This window comes from Dictyobacter kobayashii (assembly GCF_003967555.1).
GTDB classification, from domain to species: domain Bacteria; phylum Chloroflexota; class Ktedonobacteria; order Ktedonobacterales; family Ktedonobacteraceae; genus Dictyobacter; species Dictyobacter kobayashii.
The window spans coordinates 1-22,166 of sequence record NZ_BIFS01000002.1; the positions used below are offsets into that span (position 1 = coordinate 1).

Annotated in this window: 15 protein-coding genes and 1 pseudogene; 5 read left to right on the forward strand and 11 right to left on the reverse strand. The window is 52.6% G+C overall.

Annotated elements, in window-relative coordinates; genetic code table 11:
• Positions 1 to 433 precede the first annotated feature (433 nt).
• Positions 434 to 595, reverse strand: coding sequence for an ATP-binding protein (locus tag EL645_RS45805; protein ID WP_126554400.1), 162 nt, complete (start codon positions 593 to 595; stop codon positions 434 to 436).
• Between the two features lie 4,619 nt (positions 596 to 5,214).
• On the opposite strand from EL645_RS45805, the gene EL645_RS26900 reads away from it, so the two are divergent.
• The 3 genes from EL645_RS26900 to EL645_RS26915 all read left to right on the forward strand — a co-directional run bounded on the left by EL645_RS26900 (position 5,215) and on the right by EL645_RS26915 (position 9,518).
• Positions 5,215 to 6,372, forward strand: a complete 1,158-nt coding sequence (locus EL645_RS26900; protein ID WP_126554402.1) for an ISL3 family transposase — start codon at positions 5,215 to 5,217, stop codon at positions 6,370 to 6,372.
• A 1,246-nt stretch (positions 6,373 to 7,618) separates the two neighbouring features.
• Positions 7,619 to 9,193: a sensor histidine kinase gene (locus EL645_RS26910; protein WP_126554406.1), complete on the forward strand. Its 1,575-nt coding sequence runs from the start codon at positions 7,619 to 7,621 to the stop codon at positions 9,191 to 9,193.
• Entirely contained in the window at positions 9,126 to 9,518 is a 393-nt protein-coding gene (locus EL645_RS26915) for a response regulator (protein WP_126554408.1), read from the forward strand. The genes EL645_RS26910 and EL645_RS26915 overlap by 68 nt, the downstream gene beginning before the upstream one ends.
• 1,591 nt (positions 9,519 to 11,109) lie before the next feature.
• Here EL645_RS26915 and EL645_RS26920 read toward each other — a convergent pair.
• The 8 genes from EL645_RS26920 to EL645_RS26955 all read right to left on the reverse strand — a co-directional run bounded on the left by EL645_RS26920 (position 11,110) and on the right by EL645_RS26955 (position 18,553).
• Entirely contained in the window at positions 11,110 to 11,535 is a 426-nt protein-coding gene (locus EL645_RS26920; protein ID WP_126554410.1) for a nuclear transport factor 2 family protein, read from the reverse strand.
• Positions 11,536 to 11,752: 217 nt separating this feature from the next.
• Positions 11,753 to 12,637 carry an SDR family oxidoreductase gene (locus EL645_RS26925; RefSeq protein ID WP_126554412.1) on the reverse strand — a complete coding sequence of 295 codons (885 nt, stop codon included), beginning with the start codon at positions 12,635 to 12,637 and terminating at the stop codon, positions 11,753 to 11,755.
• A 122-nt stretch (positions 12,638 to 12,759) separates the two neighbouring features.
• The gene (locus tag EL645_RS26930; RefSeq protein ID WP_126554414.1) at positions 12,760 to 13,404 is read right to left on the reverse strand and encodes a DJ-1/PfpI family protein; all 645 of its coding nucleotides are present in this window, start codon (positions 13,402 to 13,404) and stop codon (positions 12,760 to 12,762) included.
• A gap of 302 nt (positions 13,405 to 13,706) precedes the next feature.
• Complete coding sequence (locus EL645_RS26935; RefSeq protein WP_126554416.1) at positions 13,707 to 14,711, reverse strand: amidohydrolase family protein; 1,005 nt, start codon at positions 14,709 to 14,711, stop codon at positions 13,707 to 13,709.
• A 123-nt stretch (positions 14,712 to 14,834) separates the two neighbouring features.
• Positions 14,835 to 15,632: an alpha/beta fold hydrolase gene (locus EL645_RS26940; RefSeq protein WP_126554418.1), complete on the reverse strand. Its 798-nt coding sequence runs from the start codon at positions 15,630 to 15,632 to the stop codon at positions 14,835 to 14,837.
• Positions 15,633 to 15,681: 49 nt separating this feature from the next.
• Positions 15,682 to 16,662, reverse strand: coding sequence for a hypothetical protein (locus EL645_RS26945; RefSeq protein ID WP_218032077.1), 981 nt, complete (start codon positions 16,660 to 16,662; stop codon positions 15,682 to 15,684).
• Between the two features lie 322 nt (positions 16,663 to 16,984).
• Complete coding sequence (locus tag EL645_RS26950; protein WP_126554420.1) at positions 16,985 to 18,184, reverse strand: alpha/beta fold hydrolase; 1,200 nt, start codon at positions 18,182 to 18,184, stop codon at positions 16,985 to 16,987.
• 159 nt (positions 18,185 to 18,343) lie between these two features.
• Positions 18,344 to 18,553: a hypothetical protein gene (locus EL645_RS26955; protein ID WP_126554422.1), complete on the reverse strand. Its 210-nt coding sequence runs from the start codon at positions 18,551 to 18,553 to the stop codon at positions 18,344 to 18,346.
• 376 nt (positions 18,554 to 18,929) lie between these two features.
• Here EL645_RS26955 and EL645_RS45810 point away from each other — a divergent pair.
• Positions 18,930 to 19,094 (forward strand): annotated as a pseudogene (locus tag EL645_RS45810) (transposase); the annotation flags it as partial.
• Positions 19,095 to 19,199: 105 nt separating this feature from the next.
• Here the strand turns inward: EL645_RS45810 and EL645_RS26965 are convergent.
• Complete coding sequence (locus tag EL645_RS26965) at positions 19,200 to 19,964, reverse strand: NAD-dependent epimerase/dehydratase family protein (protein WP_218032078.1); 765 nt, start codon at positions 19,962 to 19,964, stop codon at positions 19,200 to 19,202.
• A gap of 262 nt (positions 19,965 to 20,226) precedes the next feature.
• On the opposite strand from EL645_RS26965, the gene EL645_RS26970 reads away from it, so the two are divergent.
• Positions 20,227 to 21,060, forward strand: coding sequence for a helix-turn-helix transcriptional regulator (locus tag EL645_RS26970; protein ID WP_126554424.1), 834 nt, complete (start codon positions 20,227 to 20,229; stop codon positions 21,058 to 21,060).
• Between the two features lie 82 nt (positions 21,061 to 21,142).
• On the opposite strand, the gene EL645_RS26975 is transcribed toward EL645_RS26970, so the two are convergent.
• Positions 21,143 to 21,985, reverse strand: coding sequence for a LysR substrate-binding domain-containing protein (locus EL645_RS26975; RefSeq protein WP_126554427.1), 843 nt, complete (start codon positions 21,983 to 21,985; stop codon positions 21,143 to 21,145).
• Positions 21,986 to 22,166 lie beyond the last annotated feature (181 nt).

The following is a 22,166-nucleotide window of genomic DNA, read 5'->3' on the forward strand; positions in this document are numbered from 1 at the left end:
AACCAAAAAAAAAGCGCTCGTTCAAGCCTTCCCCGGCTTCTCCACCCTTTTCCTTTCTAGAGGCCGTTCCACGATCAACCAGGCACTCGCCCCTTGGCTCACCCCCGCCTTTCTCAGCTTCTCATGAGCGCAGCTCCACCCCTGCTCCGTACGTCATCTTGCTCCAATCTTTCTGCAAGCCCTCTCGAAACATCGATCTCTCCGACAAACTCAACATGTGCGCGCGATTGCCGTAACCATCTAACAGCGCCGCCTCATCCGCTATCTCCAAAAACACGCTATTCCAATCGGCAGAACCGCAAATCGATCGGTATTGCTAACAAGTGACACTTTCATAAGAGTCTAACACAGCTGAAATAACACTGATGACCGGCACATCTTCTGGTTAAATGATTATAATCCCAATCATCCAGGATTAACACTTCTACCTTCCTCAGTTGCCCAACACCCTCGTTAAACGCAGTTCCTTTTGCTCCACCAACAACTCATTCACCACTCCCGCCGCACTATAAAACCGCACCCGTCTCCCCTGCCGACACGCCGCCATCCCCAATCCCGTCGCAATATGCGTCTTTCCCAATCCAGGATTGCCCATCAGAATAATCGTTCCGCCTGCTCAATATATCCTCCTTGCGCCAGCTTCAACACTCGACCTTATTTACCCCTCCTACCTGGCTAAATCAAAGCTCGATACATCCTTGATGATCGAAATTCGCCGCCCCAATCGCTCGCTCAATCCGATTCACCTTCCGCTGCGCCATCTCCGCTTCACATAACGCCAACAAATATTGCTCAGGCGTCGAGTCTCCACGCGCGCATCTTGCGCATATTGTTCATAGTTCTGCACAAACGTTGACAGCCTCAGCTGCCCCAAATACTCTTCCGTAACGCTTTCTGGGTCATACATCCCTCCTCTACCACCGGCTTGTCACGATCGCTCATACCTCGCCAGATCAATCCTCAGACTCCTGGCTTCCCCTTCTCCTCTTGCCTCCACTCCTTTCTGCTCCCAACAACTCCGAGACGCAATACTCCACCCCATCCACATGCACACACCCATAGGCCAACGCCTGCTTGATCGCCAGTTCAATCACCTCGCTCTCGTATTATCTCTTGATTTCAACACGCCCAGTTCCTATGAACTCTTTCACCCTTCCCTCTTTCTCCGGCCACTTCTTCACCTGCACTCTTTTGAGCCACTTCGAAAAACTCGCCAGTTTTTCTTTTTAAGCAACGGCATGCTCGAACGATCCTGGCTTCTTGCATTGATCAATCCACACTAATGCGCGGTTTGTCTACACTCCCCTCTTCGCTCATAGTTTGTCTCGTCGTGCCGCTGCCGACCACTTCACGTCTTTCCGCCACATCTCCAGCATGAAACGCCGACTTATTCTTTACCTGCTCGCTTCAGTCACTAGTGGCATTATTATATACCGATTCGTCCAATATTTTTCAATTTTTACTTATACCGTCACTTCTTCGCTTCCCGAATCTCCGCACTTCATTATTTTTTCCCTGCCGCACCCTCGCAGATGCCCACGTTTTCTCCCAGTATCTCTCCGATCGTGGTTTCTTCTCCCCTCTAACCTACCTTCCCATTCTCCTTTATTCGCATTGATAGGCTTCCCGCAAAAACACCTCATTCAAATCTTATAGCTTTCACCCGCGTCACGGGCACAAGACTATGCGTTCTTAATCCCACCCCAGTTTCCGACTCCTTCTCGCGCAGTAGGGCGTACAAAAACGCTGACTCAAAGAGATAGTGGCTCCGCATCCCACAAAACTCCTTCTCCTCTCGCGTCCGCTCTCCTCCCTCCGCTACATCACGCAGCGCCACATTATCATGAAATAATCCGCTGCGGCACCCCCCCAAAGTACGCAAAGGCATCCCGATGCCCTTGCAAAAAACATCCAGCCGCTGCGTCGGGAACGCCTCCTACATCAGTTGCCCGTCGAAATAACATCCCAACACAAATACTGCACCTTCACCGGCTCGTTCCCCCCAGTCCACCACCGTCCCCGTAGGTAGCCAGCAGCGAAGGTGACATTGTTTTTCCTTTTCTGACCGGCTCCCTCCAAACCCGCGGCGCCTTTCAACGCACCGGCTTTCCAGCATTCATAGTTCTCCTGTCCTGAGCGTTGATACTTGTTGCGTCTGTGTGGCGTCCTGTTTGATTGTCCAAGGCAGTGTTGGCAGGGACGAGCGTTTTCTCCGAGCGGCCATAGTGGGACCCATTGCGGCTTCTCTCGACCTGTTACTTGTTCAGTTTTTCAATCCCGATGTGATGCACCTTCTATCTTAAGTGGTCATGCGGCCCCGCATTTCACATGTTTGGGCCAGGGTCGCCGTTCTATTTCTGACCGTAATCCAGGCTATTGCTTCATTTCGTCCTCAAATGGTGCGGTGCATCCAGGTAGAGATGCCTCCCCAAGTGGCTACAAGTCTTGTTCCCTTCACGCGAGACCGTGACTCTGCAACGCTTTCGTTATTTTCTTACCCCTCTGACTATCTATTTCCCTTTGTTACTCGGTAACCTTCTTTATATATTTTGGTTTGCTCGCTAAACGTTTCGTGAGCGATTGTTCATCACCCACTTGATTTGCGGGAGCGTTAAAGGTTAAGGGCCATCCGGACGTAATTTACAACCCCCGAATATTCAAGCTGTAATGCATGATGTGAAGTCTCTCGTTGGAGCAACTCTGCTCGTGAGAGGCTTTCCTTTGCGATTACTGCTTGCATTTGTTTCGACCGACCTTTCTGGTACTTTCGACCGGCCTCCATTGATGTTCGGCCTCTTCGGCCCGTTTTTGTCGCGTCGGTTTGTGTCCCAGTGAATCGTATTTCGTTTAATTGAGAATTTGGCAGCGCTGTCCCGTGTGTGGGTAATCAAACGATCTTCTCGTCGAGAGATTGAGCTGAGTTCTTCAAGCAGAAACTTTCGGAGCCGTTGCTAATAACCTCTGCTTCATTCCTTGGAGCCAACAAACGACAGGGCGAAAATCTTTGATACCTACGTATCTCAGTAGGTCGAAAGCCGGGGCTTGGGACCGATGGAGGGAAGCTTATTGGGCCTGGTTGCTTTGATCTTGTGGCAGCTCTCTTCTGTCCGCTGTTGTTCCGGGGGCGCGGTTAATCAGGCGATGGTAATTCACTGATTTGGCCTTTTTTACTCCCTTCTGTGTATTCGGATAAGTTCGTCTCCACAAAATCTATCCAGTTTCTGAAGCAGGATATTGGAGAGACCGATCAAGCTTCCTGTGGAACTTCCACTAGTTGTTGAGCTTCCAGTCTTCCATGTAGCCTGCATCGAGAAGCTTTTTGACGAGATTGAGAAATCGCCCATCCTGGATGTGTTCGCGAGTGCCGAAATGATGAGATTATGGTCAAGGGAGCCAAAACAGTCAGCTATGTCGCCCTCGATGATCCAAACTGTGCCTTGCCAATTCGGTAGACTTCTCGGAGAGCCGTATGGCATCCTCGTCCTTCACGAAGCCGTGAGAGTGTTCGCTGAATGTCCCATCGAAGTAGGCATCTAGGATCATTCTCATAACCTCAGCCAAGAGTTTGTCACTCCAAAACAGGTATGCCGAGCGGTCTCTTTTTCCCGTTCTTTTTCAAGATGTAGTTCTTCGCGCTGGTTGCCACTGATATCGTTCCTCTTCAGTGCAGCAATGATGGCTTCAAAGGTTTCCAGAGAGTGGCCGTCAGCCGTTTCTTCCGTCACGCCGGGCGTCATCGCGCCAGCATTTCGTAGACTCGACCGTAGGCAGTTAAGTACAGATTTGTGTTGTACAGTTGTCTGTAGACGCGCTTTAATGCAAGCCCCGCTTGCCGCGTTCACGGAGAAGCCCTAAATACGTTTCGGTTGTCTGCAATTTCGCATACCTCCATGCATTAGTAACTTCTTGATACCTTCCCTCTGCGTGGGTATCTTTCACGCACTCTGGCCTGCCTTCGCAGGCTGCCCCTTTGATTTCGTTGGATCAGCGTTGTTCCATTGAAGTCTCGTATGGGGGTTCCGTCGCCATGAGTTTCGCAACTTTTAGGCGATCCCGCTTTTGCGCATATGCAACGTGTAGTGTGTTTAGGTGCCCGTTTGTTCTCTTTCGGTTCATTACCCGCCATTCATCAGAGGGGGTGTTATCATGAGGACTGGGGTCTCATGCTTTTCTGATGTCGTTCTTTCAGGCATGGTTTTAACGGATGCAAGTGATCATCATGCGAGAACTCAGGTTTAGCAATTGGCCAGCTTCACCATGCACACAGGACTTGCAGAGCAACTCTTTACATGCCTTCAAGGGTTCTCCGCGTTTCCAACATGCTGTTTTCCCCTTTGCGTTTCCGCTCCAGGTCGTTGGATGTCCTAGAGGTTCATTACCCCTTCCTCTCCCGTGTTACACGGGTATTGCATATGCACCGACACGGCGCACCCAGTCACATTGCGCATCCTCCCCGGGCTCATAGCTCAGCGGCACATACACCTCCCCAGACTCCCGACGCCGCTTCCACTTCCCCACCTCCATCCGCACCCGCGACTCACACCCGCCATATCCCTCCTCTCGAATCACCTCATAGATCCGCGCTGCCGTATATCTCTGCTTCACCGCAAACGCTCCTGCTCCTCCAACATCTCCTCCACACGCCGCCGATACGGCTCATACACCAACCTTCCCTGCCGCCTGCCTGGCTCGTTCTTCCCCTTCACCTTCCTGCCCTCACTCCCCACCGCCTCCTTGATCACCTTCCGACTCCATCCCCCTCGCGCGCAATCTGCCGCTGGCTCTTGCGCTCCACATAATACGCCCGTCGAATCTGTTCCCTTTCTTCCTCTCGTATCGCCACTGCCTCTTCCTCCTCACATTTATCATCAGTTCTCTTTTGCCTGTTTTCTCCCTATCATACATGCCTCCCCCGCTCCCTGGCAACCTTTTCGTTATCACTTCCCTATTTCCATATCCTCCTATATGTTCATTCACCTCTTCTCTATGTATCAATCAATATCACTCTTTTATCACTTCCCTTCTTCCCACCACACAAAGAGCCTGCAGCTCCTCTTCTGGCAACCTTTTCTTTATCACTGGGGGCCTGGTGGCTCCCTTTTCTGGCTCTCCGCCACAAAAAGTGAGCTTGATTGCTTGAACAAAGCTGCAGAGATTTGATAGACTGTCATCGATACATGGCTGTGAGACACATGTGGCAAGGAGTGCAGTTCGATGAGTAATTCAGACACAATCTCTTCTCCATTTTTTCCTCTCCCCGACGGGATCAGCATTTTGGGATTTGAAGCCTCAGACACTGGCCTGGTGGTGAGCATTACCTGCCATCTTTCTTTCGCCCTCTGCCCAGGATGCCAGCAGCGTTCAGAACGAATACATAGTTCATATCGAAGATTGGTCGCCGATGTTCCAAGCAGCGGCCGTCAGGTGACCCTGGCTCTCACTGTGCGGAAATTTATCTGCGGCGTCCCAGCGTGCTCTCACAAAATTTTTACTGAGCGTATGCCAGATTTCGTGCGCCCGTATGCGCGCCTGACCAACCGTTTGCTCCAAGCTCTCCAGGACGTGGGGGTTGCTACCTGTGCAGAGGCAGGAGTGCGTTTGGCTCCGAAGTTGGGAATGTCAGTCACCGCAACGACGCTGCTTCGTCGCATGCGCGAGCGGTCTGTCCCAACTCCCGATGCCGTTCGAATTCTTGGCGTGGACGATTGGGCCTGGCGAAAAGGTATGACATACGGAAGTATTCTCGTCGATCTTGAGCGGCGATGCCCCATCGAGATCCTCCCCGACCGCAAGGCCGAAACAGTGGAGGCTTGGTTACGGCTTCATCCAGAAATTGAGGTCGTCAGCCGGGATCGTGCAGGTGCCTACGCTGAGGCGGTACGAAAAGGAGCACCACAGGCACTCGAAGTTGCGGATCGATTTCACCTGTTAAAAAATCTCCGCGAACATCTCCGTGATTTTCTGCTTCGCAAACATACCCTGCTGCCAGAAGCCGAGGAAGTTGTTTCGGATGCCATTCCACAAAAAGCGCGAGGAAGACCAAAGAATGCCTCCTCTGTTACTCCTCCTGCCGATCAAGAGAAGCCTCTTTTTCGCAAGATGTCAGCAAGCTTGCGAGAGTATGAAGATCGAACTACCTCTCAAACGCAGGTGACATTGGCGCAAGAACGCAAACAAGCGAGCCGAGCACGACGGTATGCGTGCTATGAAGCGGTTCGAGAACTCCACCAACAAGACTTTTCCGGACGTGAAATTGCCCGTCGTTTGCAACTCTCTCGCCACAAGGTGATGCAATTCATTCAGGCTGAGGGTTTCCCTGAACGGGTCCCTTCTGTGCCCAAGCCGAGCATTCTTGATCCCTACAAACCTTGATTTTGGAACGCTGGGCACAAGGGTGCCATAACGGAACCCAGATCTACCACGAGATCACACTGGCCGGATATACTGGCTCGGAGCCTTTACTTCGGCTCTTTATCACGCAGCTTCGTAAACAACAGAGACAAGAACAGGTCTGCGTCCCCACATCTCCGGCTTTGGCTGCTTGTAAGAATTGGCATCCTGCCACAAACACAAATTCCGTGGGAATGGAATATCACCAGGGGTTTACAGCCACTGGTGAAAAATCACAATCTCCTCGTAGAACACCTCTTTCCCCATCATGCCATCCTTTCTGGGCCTCATATTCTCCCGCTTCCTGACTGATCTGCGCCATCTCATCCAAGACCGCATCCCTCTCTGCCCTCGCTCTTCATTTATGACGGTGCAGCGACATATTTGCCGCACACAAAAACCACACTCCCTGCGCACCGCAAACTCATGTTTGTCAATTTATGGCAACACAGGGCAACAAACGTCAATTCTTGTCAACTCCTGGTAACCCGTCGCCCTTCCTCCTCTCCTCGCAGCGCGTTCCTACACAAATATGCACAATATGGCATACAACCGCATCTCCCCACCGTGCCAGGCCACCTGACAAAACGCGCATCAGAACAATAACAGGCAAAGTGATTACAGAGTGATGAGCACATGATGAGCGTATGTTCACTCCATGCTCCCACACAAGCCGTCACCCAACGCTGCTATATGTGACGGCGCACCACCATATATACCACAAAAAAGCACACTCCTCTCACATCACCAAAGGGCTCCCTCTTCCCCTATGAACATGCAGGACACTGCACACACCGGCTAGAGGCTCATCCTTCCCTCTCGCACACGCATACATGCAAGCCTGTTCAATATCGTACCTGATTCCTTTTACGAACGACGGCTGCAGTTCCTGTTATTACTGAGCACTATTTGTGCGGGAGAACCCTTTTATTCGACAAACAACACAAAGGCTGGAATGAGGAAGCGTCGAAAGCCTCTCATCTGAAATGAGTTCGAAGATTCCGCGCAATTATCAAATGGCCAGATCCGTCCGTTTCCTGGCTCTATTGACCATTGGCTCTCCCTCCGTCGTGGGCTATCGTATCAATAGGTGGTTGATTGGTCCTGATCCAACCATCCAACCATGGAAAGAGAGCCATGACGGGCTTCGACTCGTTCCTGGCGACTATCTAGCAAGCGGGAGAGACTGTGTATCAAGGATGAGGTATGTGAAAGGGGACATGACGACATGAAATCTATAACCGAAGAAAGAAAATGGGAAGAGAAGAGCAACGAGCAGTATGCGTTTATTGATGCGCTGCCTCAATTGATCTGGATCGTTCAACCGGATGGTTGCGTTGCCTATACTAACCAACGCTGGCGTGACTATAGCGGTGAACAACAATTGCCTTCCCGTGCTAACCTGTTCTTGCAGCAAGAAATATGGCCTGAGAACCTTCATCCTGAGGACCGAGCATACGTTCTGGCACTGCAGCAACAGGCTTTTGAGACCGGTGTACCGCTTACCGTGAGATATCGTCTGAGAGAGGGACATACAGGTGCCTATCGCTGGTTTCTCGCACAGGTTGTCCCATACTATAATGAAGCGGGAAAGATTGTACGATGGATGGTTAGCTGCACCGACATCGATGACCAGAAACAAACCGAAGATACATTGCGTCAGAGCCAGGAGCGTGTGGACCTGCTGATGCGCTCCAGCTTGATTGGCATCTTTGTCGCTGAGGATAATGAGATTGTGGATGCGAATACCACCTTTCTCCGCATGACAGGATATAGCCAGAAAGACCTGGATCAGCGAAATATTCAGTGGACAACAACGACGCCGGCACTCGCCTCTTCATTTCCGGAACAGGTCCATCAGGAAGTAGTGGTGCAACACTACAAGACCCCGTTCGAAACAGAATTGGTGTGTAAAGATGGTAGCAAGCTCCCTGTTTTATTGGGGGGCATCGCTGTTCATGGCCAGATGCTACAAGGCATTGGCATTGTCATGGATAATGCTGCTCGTCACGAGTTGCAGCAGCGGAAGGACTCTTTTGTAAGCATCGTGAGTCATGAACTGAAAACGCCCATCACCTCTTTAAAACTGCAAAATCAAGTTTTACGGAAGCAACTCAAGAAGCAGGGCATTTCTGATCTCGAGATCGCGTCTGATCGCATGGACGTGCAACTGAATGCGATTGCACGCATGGTCGACGAGTTACTTGATATCTCACGTATGCAAGCGGGAAAGCTGGCATATGCCAGAGACCTGGTCGATCTGGATATGGTGCTCAGAGAGGTCATTAGCCTTTTTCAGCGGATGCAAACAACCCATACCATTGCCCTTCATCGCACCCCGGCACCCGTTTTTATCATCGGAGATCGCGACCGCATCGAGCGCATCTTTTTGAATATTCTGAGCAACGCCATTAAATACGCGCCCTCCGCTCCGTTGATCGATGTGCTATTGACGACCTCGGAGGAGAGCGTCACCGTCAGTATCCGTGATCAGGGGATTGGCATTCCACAGGAGCTACAGGAGAAAATTTTTGACCGCTTCTACCGGGCGGCTCCCTTACAGCAGCACGCCTTTCCAGGTCTCGGGCTGGGTTTGTATATTGTCGCAGAAATTATCAAGCATCATGGGGGAACCATTCGCGTTGAAAGCGAACTGGGAAAAGGTGCAACCTTTCATATCACGTTCCCCCTGCCCACTCCGGAATACCTTCCTGTAGGAGAAAGGAGCAAGAGCAATGGAGAAGGAGCAACAAATACGCTCTCAACAGACCAGCGGCAACCATATTCTCATCGTCGACGATGATCCTATCCTAGGTGGCCTTCTTGTGGATATCTTCCAGGATGAATCCTATCAGGTATCGCACGTACTGAGTGGAGAAAGGGCGCAGGATGTGTTGCAAACAGAAACTCCAATGTTAGTGCTCCTGGATTACCATCTTCCAGGCATGAATGGTCTGGAACTTGCCCATTGGATGCGCAAGAGAGAGGCATCTCGCCATACCCCTATTATTCTCATGAGTGCAGATGTGCCTGCAGCCGCTCACAGCGAGGTGCACCTGAGAACCTTGCGGAAGCCTTTTGAATTGGAGAGGATCCTCCAATGGGTGGCTGAATTGCTTGCCGCGTGAACCACAGATAGTCTCGAGGGGTGGGACCCTCGAGACTATCTGTGGTTCACGCGGCATCATTTGGACCGGAGATATGTATACTGGTACCAAGAAAACTGGACAGGTCCATGAGATAAAATAGCAGGAAGGAGAGGTGTTTTTCTAAGGAGGAAAACCATGGCAAGTTCACCAAAAAAGTACAGCAGCAATTTCAAAGCAAAAGTGGCGTGACAACCTTGATGGATGTATGGGATGCGCTTAGTTTTCTGCACTTTGAAACAATCGTATCGCCATTGGTATTGAGTACCAGCGTTAACTCACAGCTATTCGTTGATGTTGAGATAAATTACGCTCCCTTGATTTTTGGGCCAACATCAGCTTTACTTGAGGGGTAAGCTTTTTTGAGCGACCGTCACGCGCAGCTCTTTTTTTGTGCCTTTTTCCTCCGCTCCTACTCCGACAACACGCCTCTCACACTCACTCCAGCAACACATTCCTCCTCTTCTGCTTCCCCACCTCTCCGGTATCAGAGTACCTATGTGGACGCACCATCACATGTACTCGTCTTCACTCGTCCCCACGAGGCGTGAGTAGTCGCGACGAGTCGCGAGAAGGCATCACCTGGCACATCCCTGCACTCCATGGCGCGAAACTGCATCACACTGCATATCTGGTTTCCTTCCATCGACGCCTTGTAAATCAGACTTTTGTCAGGTTGGTATGACCCCATCTTCAGGAGAGGAACCTCATTGAGTGTTGCCAATCCTTCCGCCAGTCTGGTGAATGGTGATCTTAGAGTAAGAACTCTTGAGGAAATGATGCGGGCGCGACATAGGCAGGCTCCTTTGATACCTTACTCACAATATAGTTTCTTCTCAGAAGGACGCTGGAGCAGTTCTGATAGTTCCCCTTTACTACCTGCTGTTACAATCCCGTTTCCTGAGATCGAGTAATTGCGTGCCGTCTGGCATTCTTTCTTCAGCAGTAGCCCCGCTCAGTCTCTGGTTCACCGACAGGATTCCGTTTGGGCTTTGGCTCCTTCCTAACTTGCCTGGTTCATTTGAGCAAGATTTTTGCGACGACCGTTTCAGGATTAGCCTGCATTGATGGCTCCTTGATCTTCGCGCGAAATGCGGAGTGTTCCAACGGCAAGTCTTCCATAGAATCCCATTTATAATATATTAGTGGAAGCATAGCAAATCAGAAGAGGGACTCCCAAATAATAGAACATATGCTTCCATAATTCACGTCAATTTCCTACCCTTCAATTCAAAACCTGACCATCCTTGAGTTAATTTACCAACTGCATCTTGAGCTCAAATTTCCCCCTCTTTTCACCACCAGACAGAACGAGTCACCACTCGTCGTGGCGAGGCATCGGAAGGCAAGAAAAGGTTGAAGCAGGTGGGGTTAGGTGGAAGGAGGAAAGCACCATCCTCACCTGCTCATCCTCTCTCTATCTGGCTCATCACCACAAGCGGAAACCATCGCCGAGCGTGGCCTTCCAAGCTGCTCCCCGAATACGTTTCGGTACCGAAGGCGTGATGCCCCCTGTCCATGCAATAAAGACATGGGTGGGTCACTCACCAGAATTGGAACTCTTTTCTCTACATTAGCGCCCTTCCTGATTGATCTTGGGAATGCTTTTTTCGGGATCAACGGGGCCAGCAACAATGAACAGGTGCGCTACCTTTTCCATCTGGCCATTCGCCAGCGAGAACACATGGAAAAATGGTATCGTGGTGGCGTTGTCTGGATCGGTTTCGGGCGCCAGTATCGCCTTTCCCTGGATCAATTTGGTGCTTCCCTCATCCCAGAAATGCTCTACTACGTGTTTGGTATTTAACGGACTATCAATGGTGCGAAAGAAGTCCTTTATCGCCGCGATTCCCTGTATCCTGGCAGTTCCAAAGATCATCTGCGCCTCGGGAAGAAAGATATCAAATCCATTGCCAAACTTGAGATCATCAAGGTCGGCGTAGAAGTTGCGGATCCAGCCAGGTATATTGGTGTGCTCACTTACCGTCACGTTCTGCATCACATATTCCCCTTTTCTTTCAAACACAAACCTCTTCACGAGTTTGCTCTGTTCTCTATCTCGCTACCGCAAGCAGGTGTATGGGCTCTGTCAGCTTTTGCTCCAGGCCCATTCGAGGATGGAATTGGTGAACTGCTTCAATAATCCACCTTCTGCTTTCCTCAGTTCCGACCCCTGGAGGCTCTACGAAAACAGATCAAGGTCAGGTTCAGCCATATCAGGCCTCAGGTATCTTAAATGCAAGAGGTTCAGTTAAGTCTCGCGCATCAAGCAGTGCGCGTTTCATTTGCTCTTTGGTGGCATTCAAGGATGCTAAGCCCAGGTCGTTACCAGCAGTCACTCTGAGAGGGCGTGTCCCTCGTGGCCGGGCAATAAGATCAGCAACCATGTCAGCAACGATCTGGGGATCTTGTGCGGCAGGTCCGTTGTTGGCGGATGGCGCTCTTCCGGGAATGTCCTTGAGGACTCCATAACCGAGCAGGCACTCCTGATCACGCGGCTCTTGTTGGCTCTTACTCAAATCTGTTGCAAACGCTCCTGGCTCTATAATGACCGATTCGATGCCTAACGGGGCCAGTTCATAATGATAGGCCTCGGCCAGCGCTTCAAGAGCCATTTTGCTGGATGACAACAGTGTTAAGTAGGGAAGAACTATGCCACCGGCAATCGAGGTGATATGGATCAGGAATCCATTGCGCTGCTGGCGCATGTACGGAAGGACCATGCGATCCAGGTGCAGGGGTCCGAAAAAGTTGGTCTCCATAATCGTGCGCGCCTGCTCAACCGTAAATCCCTCAGTGATTCCTCTATACATGATACCTGCATTGTTCACTAAGACATCAATATGGCCAGCCTGCTCAATCACTGTCTCAACGGCCTGCTTGACTGATTGTTCGTCATTTATGTCGAGTTCAAGAACGGAAAGATCAAGCCGCTCGCGTTGCGCGAAGTCACGTAATGCGTTAGCATGCTCTGCGTTGCGTCCATTGACGTCACGCAGAGAAGCAAACACCCGATGACCTTGCGTTGCCAGGGTTTCAACAATTCTGCGACCAAACCCGCTTTTACTTCCTGTCACCAGGACGACCTGCTGAGAATTCATACTATAAACTCCTTTTGTTTGCATAGAAAGAAATGACCGCTCATCATCTTTGAGGCGACCCGACCCCCGCTGCGCATGCCGATCGGCACATCGAGACGATCACAGGCATCTGGCGCGCTGCTTTATGCGCGCGATGCCACTTGAAAATCGATGCCTCTGGCGGTTAACTGAGCCGCATCTTCTCCAAGGAGGCGTTCGACAACATGCAGCGCCATGTTGAAACCCGATGTGACCCCTCCCGCGGTGACAATCGTGCCCTCATCGACAAACTTGCCTGTCCGCTGAAGCTGGATCTGAGGAAAGCGTTGCTCAAACCGATCGAACGCAGACCAATGGGTGGTGGCCCGCTTCCCATCGAGCAGACCAGCCTCGGCGAGCAAAAAGGCTCCTGTACACACGGATGTCATGAGTTGACAGTGAGTGGAAGCCCGGGCGATCCAACGGATCACTTCCTTCTCCTGAGTGCATATCTGGTCAAGGACGATAAGGCTGCTCCCAGGGATAACCACGATATCAAACGCAGGCGCCTGCTCAAACGCATAATCCGGCTGGAGGCGAAGTCCATTGTTGGCTCGAAGTAGTTGACCATTGGAAGAAACGGTCCTGATAAGAAAGGGGTGCTCATCGGAAGCAGCTCGCGTCGAGAGCAGCTTTGGAGCATCGTCCGCAGCACGTGCGGCAACATGAAACACCTCATAAGGACCAGAAACGTCAGTCAGATCGACATGATCGTACAGTAAAATACCAACGTTCCATTGTTGCTTCATAGTATGGTTCTCCTCTCAGTGATGAAGCCTATGACTTTTTCATCCACTACTAGTATCACAGAGAACGCGCCTGAAGACGAGGGCAAATTGAGTCTGATTGCGGACGGATTCGGCCACCATCACGTGGCCTGTCGTAACGGCGCTCCTCGCGCCGATGTCCTTGCATCGCTGCTGGGCAAAGCCAGAACGAGAGTACTTCCTCTCCGAGCACCTGACCGGAAGTAGCGCGAAAGCGCGTTGGTGCTCGGAATAAGGAGCTGCCGACCGCTGCAAGCGTGGACCCCATGCGAAGCATACATGCTCTAGAGATGGAGCACGCGCTCAGCATTGGCGTGGGCGATGCGTGCTTTATCAGCTGGACTGAGCGGCAACTGTGCAAGAAAGGTCTGCGCCTGCTCCATTGAAACGAAGGGATAGTCGGCCGAGAACATGATGCACTCGGCCCCGATCTCAAGCAGCATAGTCAGGAAGGACGGCAGGAAGTTGAATCCGCTGATCGTGTAGTAGACGTTCTCGCGCAGGTAGGAGCTGACGGGGCGCTGCAGTTTTGTCAGCTGCTGCGAGAAGCGTAGATTGAGCTGGGGCAGCATAAATGGCAGTGCCTCGCCCAGGTGGCAGATGATCAGTTGCAGATTCGGGTAGCGATCGAACGCGCCGCCGAGAATGATGCGCAGCACATGAATGGCGGTCTCGATATGCCAGCCCCAGCCCGAGGTGGCCAGTCCATCGCTGATCTCCGCCGAGAAGTGGCCGGTATAGGATGCGTCGATTACCGCCTGTGGCGGCGGTGTGGGATGGATGTAGAGCGGAACCTGCAGGTGGGCGGCGCGTTCAAAGATCGGCCAGAAGTGTGGATCGTCGAGGTAGCGTCCGTGACTGTGACCGTTGATGAGCGCGCCTTTGAAGCCGTAGGTTTGTACGGTGCGCTCCAGTTCGTCGGCGGCCGCCTCGGGGGCTGCGGTTGGCAGTGTGGCGAAGGCGGCGAAGCGCTCTGGATAGCGTCGCACCGCAGCAGCGAGGTAATCATTGGTATCGCGCGCAAAGGGCACCGCCTCGCCCGCTTCAAGCTGCTCTGTGCCGGGCGTGGTCAACGAGAGCACCTGCATATCGATGCCGGCGGCGTCCATCTCTGAAAGCCGCAGTTGATCGAGATCGAGCAGCCGATCGAGCAAATGAGGCATATCCGCTCCTGGTATCGGCGTTTGCGACTTGAGCGTGCTACCTGGACCGTTGATAAACGCTGGCGAGGCGTAATGTTCCTCCAGCATGATTGTGCGTAGATGCTTGTCGCTTGCTTTTTGAAGCATAAGCGTTTGCCTTCCTTCTGTGTAAGCTGTATAAGCTTTATATATCCTGCAGTCGAATGTGAAACGGCTGTGAGAGTGTGCTGCGTTCTATGATACAGCAGGGGTCCGATCGCCTGCTTTCGCCTACTCTCCATCAGTGAGCAGACGTTGACACCAGGCAATGACGACATTGGCAACCTGCTCCGGCTGTTCGGGGAAGAGCGCGTGGCTGGCGTCGGTGACAATTTCGGTAGTCACCCAGTTGCCCAGTTGCTGACGAAGTTCTCCCCAGTACGCGCGTGGCTTGAAGGGATCGGAATCCGGAATGATCTCCAGTATCGGGGCCGATCCAGAAGACCAGTACTCCGACTGTGGTACTGTGCTGGCACAGTGTACCTCCATCTGCATGGTCTCAGGATACCAGCCCTGGATCCAGACAGCAGGGTCATGGCCAGGCGCGAAGAATCCCTTCCTGAGGGCGGCAAGTCTCTCTTCGACCGGTGCAGTGAGGTCGCACGCCTGGTGTGGGGTTTTGCTGATCTCGGGCGACACCGAACTACATTGCGCGGCCGCCAGAATGATGCCCTGGACAAGGGAGGGATGATCCACCGCCAGCATACGCGCGACCCCCTGGCCGAACGCATGACCCAGCACGATCGCCTGACCAGACCCAAGCGAACGAATCACCAGCGCAATATCGGCGGCAAGGTCGTGCACGGTCAATCCACTCATCGTGCCCTGTGAACATCCGATGCCGCGCGGTTGCGGACGCAGAACGGTGAAGCCAGCCGCGCTCACCATCTGTGCGAAGGCGTCGAAGTCCTCTCCACTTCCGCGCCCATAGGATGGCAGAACAACCAGGGCGGGACCACTGCCGTCGACAAGGACTTCAAGCGTCACGCCAGTTCCCCGGATACATTCGCTCCGTTTTTTTTGTATCATATATTTCTTCCATTGGATCTAGCGTCGTAGCACACTTCTCATGGCGTTACTACTGCAGAACCTGCGGCACCTCTATACGCAGCACCTTTGCCGAACGGCGCACTCCGTCGGCCGGCGGCGAGACGGTGCCGCCATCGGTGGCGACATAGGCGATGTGGCCAGTCTCACCGACCTGCCGACCCCACGCGCCGCTGGTGGGTCCCACCAGTTCTGTATTGAACGGCTCACCTGCAATGATGATACGTGCGTCGTTTTTGGACGGCTCCAGCGAGACGCGGTCGAGGGTGTTTTCCCGGTGCGTGGTCAGATAGGCCACTCCGGCCTCTTCGTCGATCCAGAAGTCGTCTGCCATGCGTCCCACCGAAACATGCTCAGGCTCGCCGATCGCCTCCAGCGTCTCAGAGTTGACCCGCACGCGCATGAATAGCTTCTTGGCGGTCGCCGTGTAGTAGATATAGCCCAACTTTGCTGCGTAGCGGATGCCGTTGATGCCGGGCTGCTCAGGCTTCATCTGACCCCGATAGTATCCCATGCTCTCATGCTGCAACCAGACACGTGCGACTGGAGTTCCACCATCGCTGGGCAGATCGACTCTCCAGATCAGTCCGGCGAACGAGTCCGCCAGCAGAATGACGTTGGGCGCGAAGAGGCAACTGCCGTTGAGGCCACGCACGTTCTTAGGGAATTGCAACACCTGCTCCAACTGCACCGCCATGCCGGGCGTCCAGCCGCGCAGATCCAGTCGCTCCAGAAACGCTTCGTCCGTGTTGTAAAACTTGCCCGTCGAAATGTAGAAGACGTCGGGTTCTGTCTCGACGATGCCGGTTGGGAGTGTGGCAAAGGTAGACAGTTTCAGAGGTTCAACCGGGATGGCCGTAGCGAGTGAAGGAATAAACCAGAGTCCACGGTGACTCGGAACGGTGACAAGCATCGAGTTGTCCCTCCGTACAGCGATGTTCTCCAGCATGAATCCCTGAGGAAACTCGGCGATCGTGGTCAGCTTCACGTGTGGCATAGTGTCAGATATCATGATATTCTCCTTGAATATGGTTCCAAAGCCTGTGCACAGACTTTACTCTACGAGAAAGGTTGGAAGTGCCTCCGGTTGATGGGATCCTGGCTCTCATCTCAAGCCCCTTTCTTGAAAAACCTCAAAGGTGGTGTCGCCATTGTGTTCCTTTCTAGACTTTGAATTTCTGACTAACATCTTATCCGAAAACCAACGCCGCGCTAAATGTGCATAATGGTATGCAATTTTACCCCAACGGTGGCAAACTGGGACCCGCAAGTGTTTCATGATGAGGCCTGAGATATTCAGGCCTCGCCAGAGCATGTTGTCCGAAAGAGCATATCTAGCGTGTTTCCGCAAGCTCTGCATCGCGTTTCTGCAAAGCGTCAAGCCAGGTCAGGATTTCGCGGAGAGCCAGCCCATAGTTGCCGGCCTGACAGTGGTTCTGCGCCTGTTCATACTCAGTAAATGCGCGAGCAGTCAAGGAGCGAGCATTGGTCAACAGAGCAATCTGATCAACGAACTGATGCGTTGGAATGAAGTGGTCTTTGGTTCCATGGAGAAGCAGAACATCTTGCGTGACCAGTGGAGAAACCGAGGCGGTCTCATAGGCTTGAAGCGCCGCAAAGACACCATAGGGAGTCTGCTGGCCGAATGTGTGCATGGCTTGCTCCATCGCCCACTCCAGCAGGAGGCTCTTTTTCTGGGCTTCCTGGATAAAGGAGTTGAGGGCATCAGCGTTGCCACTGTTTAACCAATTTAGGATCTGCGCACGCACAGGCTCTAAAAAGACGCGCAACTGAACGTCTAGAAAGCTGGTCATGATGCCGTAGGAGATGATGCGCTGAACGCGTTTTTCATAGGCAGCAGAACGCACAACCAGGCCACCCCCCATGGAGAAACCCATCAACGTCACGTCAGAGAGCTGGTAATAATCCAGTACTGCTTTGACAACGGTATCCCAGGCGGGCGTAAAGGTGAGCCCGGCATCTTCCAGTGGGGTGCCCTGACCAGGACCCTCGAAGAGGACCACATCGTAGCCAGCCTGCTCAAAGGCAAAGCTGGCCAGGAACCACTCTTCGATGTAACTATCAAAGCCGCCGAAGACCACAATCGTTCCTTTAGGATGTGCGGGGGTAAAGCGATAGGCCGAGAGCCAGCCATCTGCGAAGGGGATCTGGCTATGATTCTCAGGTGTCACTCCATAGTGGTCCCGTACAAGTTGAATAAAGCGCCGTCGAATTGGCTGTTTCCGCTCATCATGAACAGAAAGAAAGAACTCGGCCAGGCGAAGATAGTTAGCGCCTTTGAGCGTTTCACCCAGAGCCAGGTATTTTTCGCCCAGGTTGATAAAGATGCGCTGGAACGTTGGGTAGTCGCTGATGCCAGCCGAGACGGCACGCATTTCGTCAAGCATAGCAGGATCACCGACCCAGTTATAGAAGCGGTTCAGTTGAAAGTTGACGCTTTCATCTGAATACAAGTGATGATAACCGATCGGAAATGAGAAGATAGTGCGAGTTGGTACGGTATAGGTAGTCATTGCAGGCTTGTATCCTTTCTCTGTGTGGACTGAACCCAAAAGAGCACTCCAGCAGAGCTTTCAACAAAGCAGGCCTTGATAGTAGCACTGCTCAAATTCATGGGGAGGACAATAGTCTACGTGCGGATCTCTTCCCATGCTTGGATGGTTGGACCAGGATCAATCAACCACCTGTTGATACGATAGCCCACTGCGCAGGGAACACCAATGGTCGATCAAGCCAGGAAGCGGACGGATCTGGCCATTTTGTGAGAACATCTGCAGGAGTGACTGCTCAACGTACATCGGTTCATTCACGTCATCCTGCAGGCCGGCATCGGTATGGAGGAGCGGTACATCTGGACGGAGGGTGCAGTGCACGTTATTCATCGATATTCTTTCTCCAATTGAATGGAAACTGCAGTTCGCCACCAATTACCTTGGAGCCAATCGTCGGCAAATTATCTGTGAGCTTGAACCACTTTTGACACTGCTGGCAAACTTCTGGGTCCAGTATTGTCTGAGCTTGTTAGGATAGAAAGGGCACATGGCCCACGGAAAGCATGTTCACGAGAACAGGAGCCAGAAGATGACATGACACCCTCAAACCAACTGTACTATCCCAGAAGAAACCATCCGTGTCGCTTGCGCTGCCTATCCGCACGGAAACACGCTCATGAGCATGCGCGATGCGCTTGGAATCATTTATCAGGATCAGTCATTTGCCTCGCTCTTTCCTCAGAACGGTCGGACGGTTGAGGCTCCGTGACAGCTGGCATTGATTACAGTGCTCCAATTCATAGAAAAACTTCCCAACCGACAAACGGCCGATGTTGTCCGTGGTCGCATCGACTGGAAATATGTGATGGGGCTAGGGTTGTCTGATCCTAGTTTCGACGCAAGCGTGCTTTGTGCATTCCGCTCGTCTCTCTGGCTCAGTTACAAATCTCGTGCGCATCCCGTGGGTCCCTCCCACGCGATGTGGAAACATCTTGTTGCCAGTAAGAGACAAGTCCGTCTCTCACTGGCAACGGCATTAAAGCACGCCTGCATCTCTAGCAGCATAATACGAAGGATAGAAGGGGCGGAAACCCAGTTCATCTCGGATGCGAAGGATATCAACGATCCCTTCCCACGGATCGTTGAGGGGAGCTGCTGCGTCACTTGCACCTTCCGGCAGGCCATTCAGGTGCCGCAACTCTGCGAGACTCATGGGTGCATCATCAGCAACATTGTAGATCTGGCCATCGATCCCAGAGGTGGCAACAGCACGCAGTAATGCCTGCGAGACATCGGCATGATGCACCATATGCAGCCGTTTTGCCGGATGCCACGATTGCGTGAGTGGCAAGAACTCGGCCACATGCGGATCTCCTTCTCCATAGACAAAACCCAGACGCAGGATACGCACTCCCAACCCTCGCGTGCGATACAGTTCCTGTAGCGCCTGTTCAGCTGCGGCCTTGGTCTGCGGATAGGTGGATGCTGGCTGGAGGAGGTCATCTTCGCGCACAGGCCGACCACGACCCGGACCATAGACCAGGTTCGTGCTGGTGAAGACAAAACGCTCAACTCCTGCGGAAAGGGAGGCGTTCGCCAGAGCCAGAGCACCTTCCTCATTGGTCGTTCTGATTCGCTCCTGGTCAGTTCCCCGGAAGAAGGCCGCCAGATGAACGACGGTCTGGACTCCCGTAACAGCCGAAGTGAGGCTCTCTGACTGGCTGAGATCTCCCACGATCACCTCAGCTCCCAGCTTGCGGAAAGCCTCAGCCTGCTCCGCTCGGCGAACGAGAAGACGCACGGTATGTTCGCGTTGCAACAGACGGGTACAAAATGGCTCCCAACCTTACCAGTTGCACCAGTGACAAGAATGGTTTTCATGATCATTTGACTCCTTGTGGATGAAAACTTCTCTCTTACTGTCGAAAGAGAGGCATTGCCAGGTCTCTTCGCACGTTTCACTTGACCTGGATACGACATGCTTAGTATGCTTGAGAGAGAAGCAGATAACCAACCTCTCGTGATCGTATGATTGCGAGTAGTAGGATAAGGAGATGGAACAGATGGAAGAGACAGAACGAGAACGCCGACAAGCGCTCGCGGCCTTCTTGCGCACCCGCCGCGCCCGGCTCTCTCAAGCAGAGGTAGGATTACCAGCACGCAGCAGGCGCCGAACGCCAGGGCTGCGGCGCGAAGACGTGGCGGAATTGGCGAATATCGGGGTCTCCTGGTATACCTTGCTGGAGCAGGGACAGGAGGTTCATCCCTCAATGTCCGTTCTGGAAAGCATAGCGCAGGCGCTCAGGCTCACGCCTGCAGAGGAGCAGCATCTGTTCAGGCTTTCAGGTCACACCCTGCCAGCGAAAACGCCAGCAGAGGAAGAAGAGGTTCCACTGGCATTACGGCGCACGGTGGACGCGCTGACTCCTTATCCAGCCTTTGTGATCGGGCGGCGCTGGGACGTTCTCTTCTGGAATCGGGCGGCTGGCCTGCTCTTTCGCTTTGATGAACCCTTTCCACCGCACTCGCTCAATGTAGTCTGGCGCTACTTGCAGCTGCAAGGACGCCCGCTCGATCTTGACTGGGAGGTGCAGATGCGCAATCTGGTGGCCCAATTTCGTGCCGATTACGCCCGCTATCCGGGCGATGCTTCGTTTGAAGAATTACTCCATGATTTGCAGGACATGAGCCCATTATTTCGGGAATGGTGGGAGCAACAGGATGTACGAGGGTTGCCCGATGGACCCCGATCCATGATCCACCCGGCGCTCGGTCTCCTGGAATTTGACCATGTGACCTTTCAGGCCTCTTTTTCTTCCGATCTCCGTGTGAAAGTCTATGCCGCTTCCCCTGCAACCGCTTCAAAGTTAGAACAGGCGTTGTCTGCAACCTCTTGATGGGAGATCATAAGCCAAACCCGCATCTCGTTGCACATCTCGTGGGCAAAATGTATTCAAAAAGTGGTGAAAGCTCAATGACTCATTTTTTGCCAGCATTGGAGGAACTGGATTGGAGGCAAGCAAAGTAATCGATGACAAACTCGCGGAACTGCCGAACTGCCAGCGAAAGGGAACGATCAGTGTTCCAGGAGAGTCCAATCAGCCGTTGACATTTCGGTTCCGAAATGGGCACGTGAATTACTGCTGGACCAACCGACCCTTGCCAGGAAATCGCAGGCGCAAAAGCAACCCCTTGTTCTGCCCTGATGAGTCCTCTGATCGTTGAAGGCTCATCACTCTCAAAAAGAATCTTGGGACGAAAACCCGCCTGTTGACAGAAAGTATCGGTCAAGGCACGCAAACTATGACCTGCCTTCAGGCTGATAAATGCTTCGTCGGCAACCTCTTGAAGATGAATATGGGAACGCTTCGCCAATGGATGTGTTGGAGGAACTGCCAGGAAAATGTCCTCTGTCAATAACGTGACACTGGTGACCCCTGGTTGTTGGAGAGGAGGAGATGAGATATATAAGTCACACGTTCCCTTCGTGAGTTGGAACGCGATGTTCGCAACCGTCCTGGCTTCATGTTGTGAGAGTTGGAAATGAATGGCCTGGTGATCTTTGAGAAAGGCACTGAGCAAGTCGGGAAGCAGATGTGTTGCCACACTCATCCCCAATTCAATCTCTCCTTGTCTGCCCTGGGCAAGATCGTTGATTTCACGTTTCCCCTGCACAAGTTCCTCAAAGATACGGTCGACATGCTGAATATACGCACGACCAAAGTGATTCAGGCGAATATTTCTTCCTACACGATCAAACAAAGGCACACCTAGCTCCTCCTCCAGGCGAGCAATCGTATGATTCAGCGCCGGCTGGACAATGCCTAAATTTTCAACAGCTCACCCGGCGCCGTGGCGTGACGTATCACATTGATTCCGTCAAAAGAAATCAATCAGACAAAGGCTAGAATGAGGAAGCGTCGAAAGGCCCCATCCGAAATGAGTTCGAAGATGCAGCGCAATCACCAGATGGCCAGATCCGTCCGCTTTCTGGCTTCATCGA

What these genes read in the sequence shown, in the direction of transcription:
- EL645_RS26935 (WP_126554416.1), bottom strand. Translation starts at nt 14,711, where the DNA reads ATGCTTCAAAAAGCAAGCGACAAGCATCTACGCACAATCATGCTGGAG.
- EL645_RS26940 (WP_126554418.1), bottom strand. Translation starts at nt 15,632, where the DNA reads ATGATACAAAAAAAACGGAGCGAATGTATCCGGGGAACTGGCGTGACG.
- EL645_RS26910 (WP_126554406.1), top strand. Translation starts at nt 7,619, where the DNA reads ATGAAATCTATAACCGAAGAAAGAAAATGGGAAGAGAAGAGCAACGAG.
- EL645_RS26945 (WP_218032077.1), bottom strand. Translation starts at nt 16,662, where the DNA reads ATGATATCTGACACTATGCCACACGTGAAGCTGACCACGATCGCCGAG.
- EL645_RS26925 (WP_126554412.1), bottom strand. Translation starts at nt 12,637, where the DNA reads ATGAATTCTCAGCAGGTCGTCCTGGTGACAGGAAGTAAAAGCGGGTTT.
- EL645_RS26930 (WP_126554414.1), bottom strand. Translation starts at nt 13,404, where the DNA reads ATGAAGCAACAATGGAACGTTGGTATTTTACTGTACGATCATGTCGAT.
- EL645_RS26920 (WP_126554410.1), bottom strand. Translation starts at nt 11,535, where the DNA reads ATGCAGAACGTGACGGTAAGTGAGCACACCAATATACCTGGCTGGATC.
- EL645_RS26950 (WP_126554420.1), bottom strand. Translation starts at nt 18,184, where the DNA reads ATGACTACCTATACCGTACCAACTCGCACTATCTTCTCATTTCCGATC.
- EL645_RS45805 (WP_126554400.1), bottom strand. Translation starts at nt 595, where the DNA reads ATGGGCAATCCTGGATTGGGAAAGACGCATATTGCGACGGGATTGGGG.
- EL645_RS26970 (WP_126554424.1), top strand. Translation starts at nt 20,227, where the DNA reads ATGGAAGAGACAGAACGAGAACGCCGACAAGCGCTCGCGGCCTTCTTG.
- EL645_RS26900 (WP_126554402.1), top strand. Translation starts at nt 5,215, where the DNA reads ATGAGTAATTCAGACACAATCTCTTCTCCATTTTTTCCTCTCCCCGAC.
- EL645_RS26915 (WP_126554408.1), top strand. Translation starts at nt 9,126, where the DNA reads ATGGAGAAGGAGCAACAAATACGCTCTCAACAGACCAGCGGCAACCAT.
- EL645_RS26955 (WP_126554422.1), bottom strand. Translation starts at nt 18,553, where the DNA reads ATGAATAACGTGCACTGCACCCTCCGTCCAGATGTACCGCTCCTCCAT.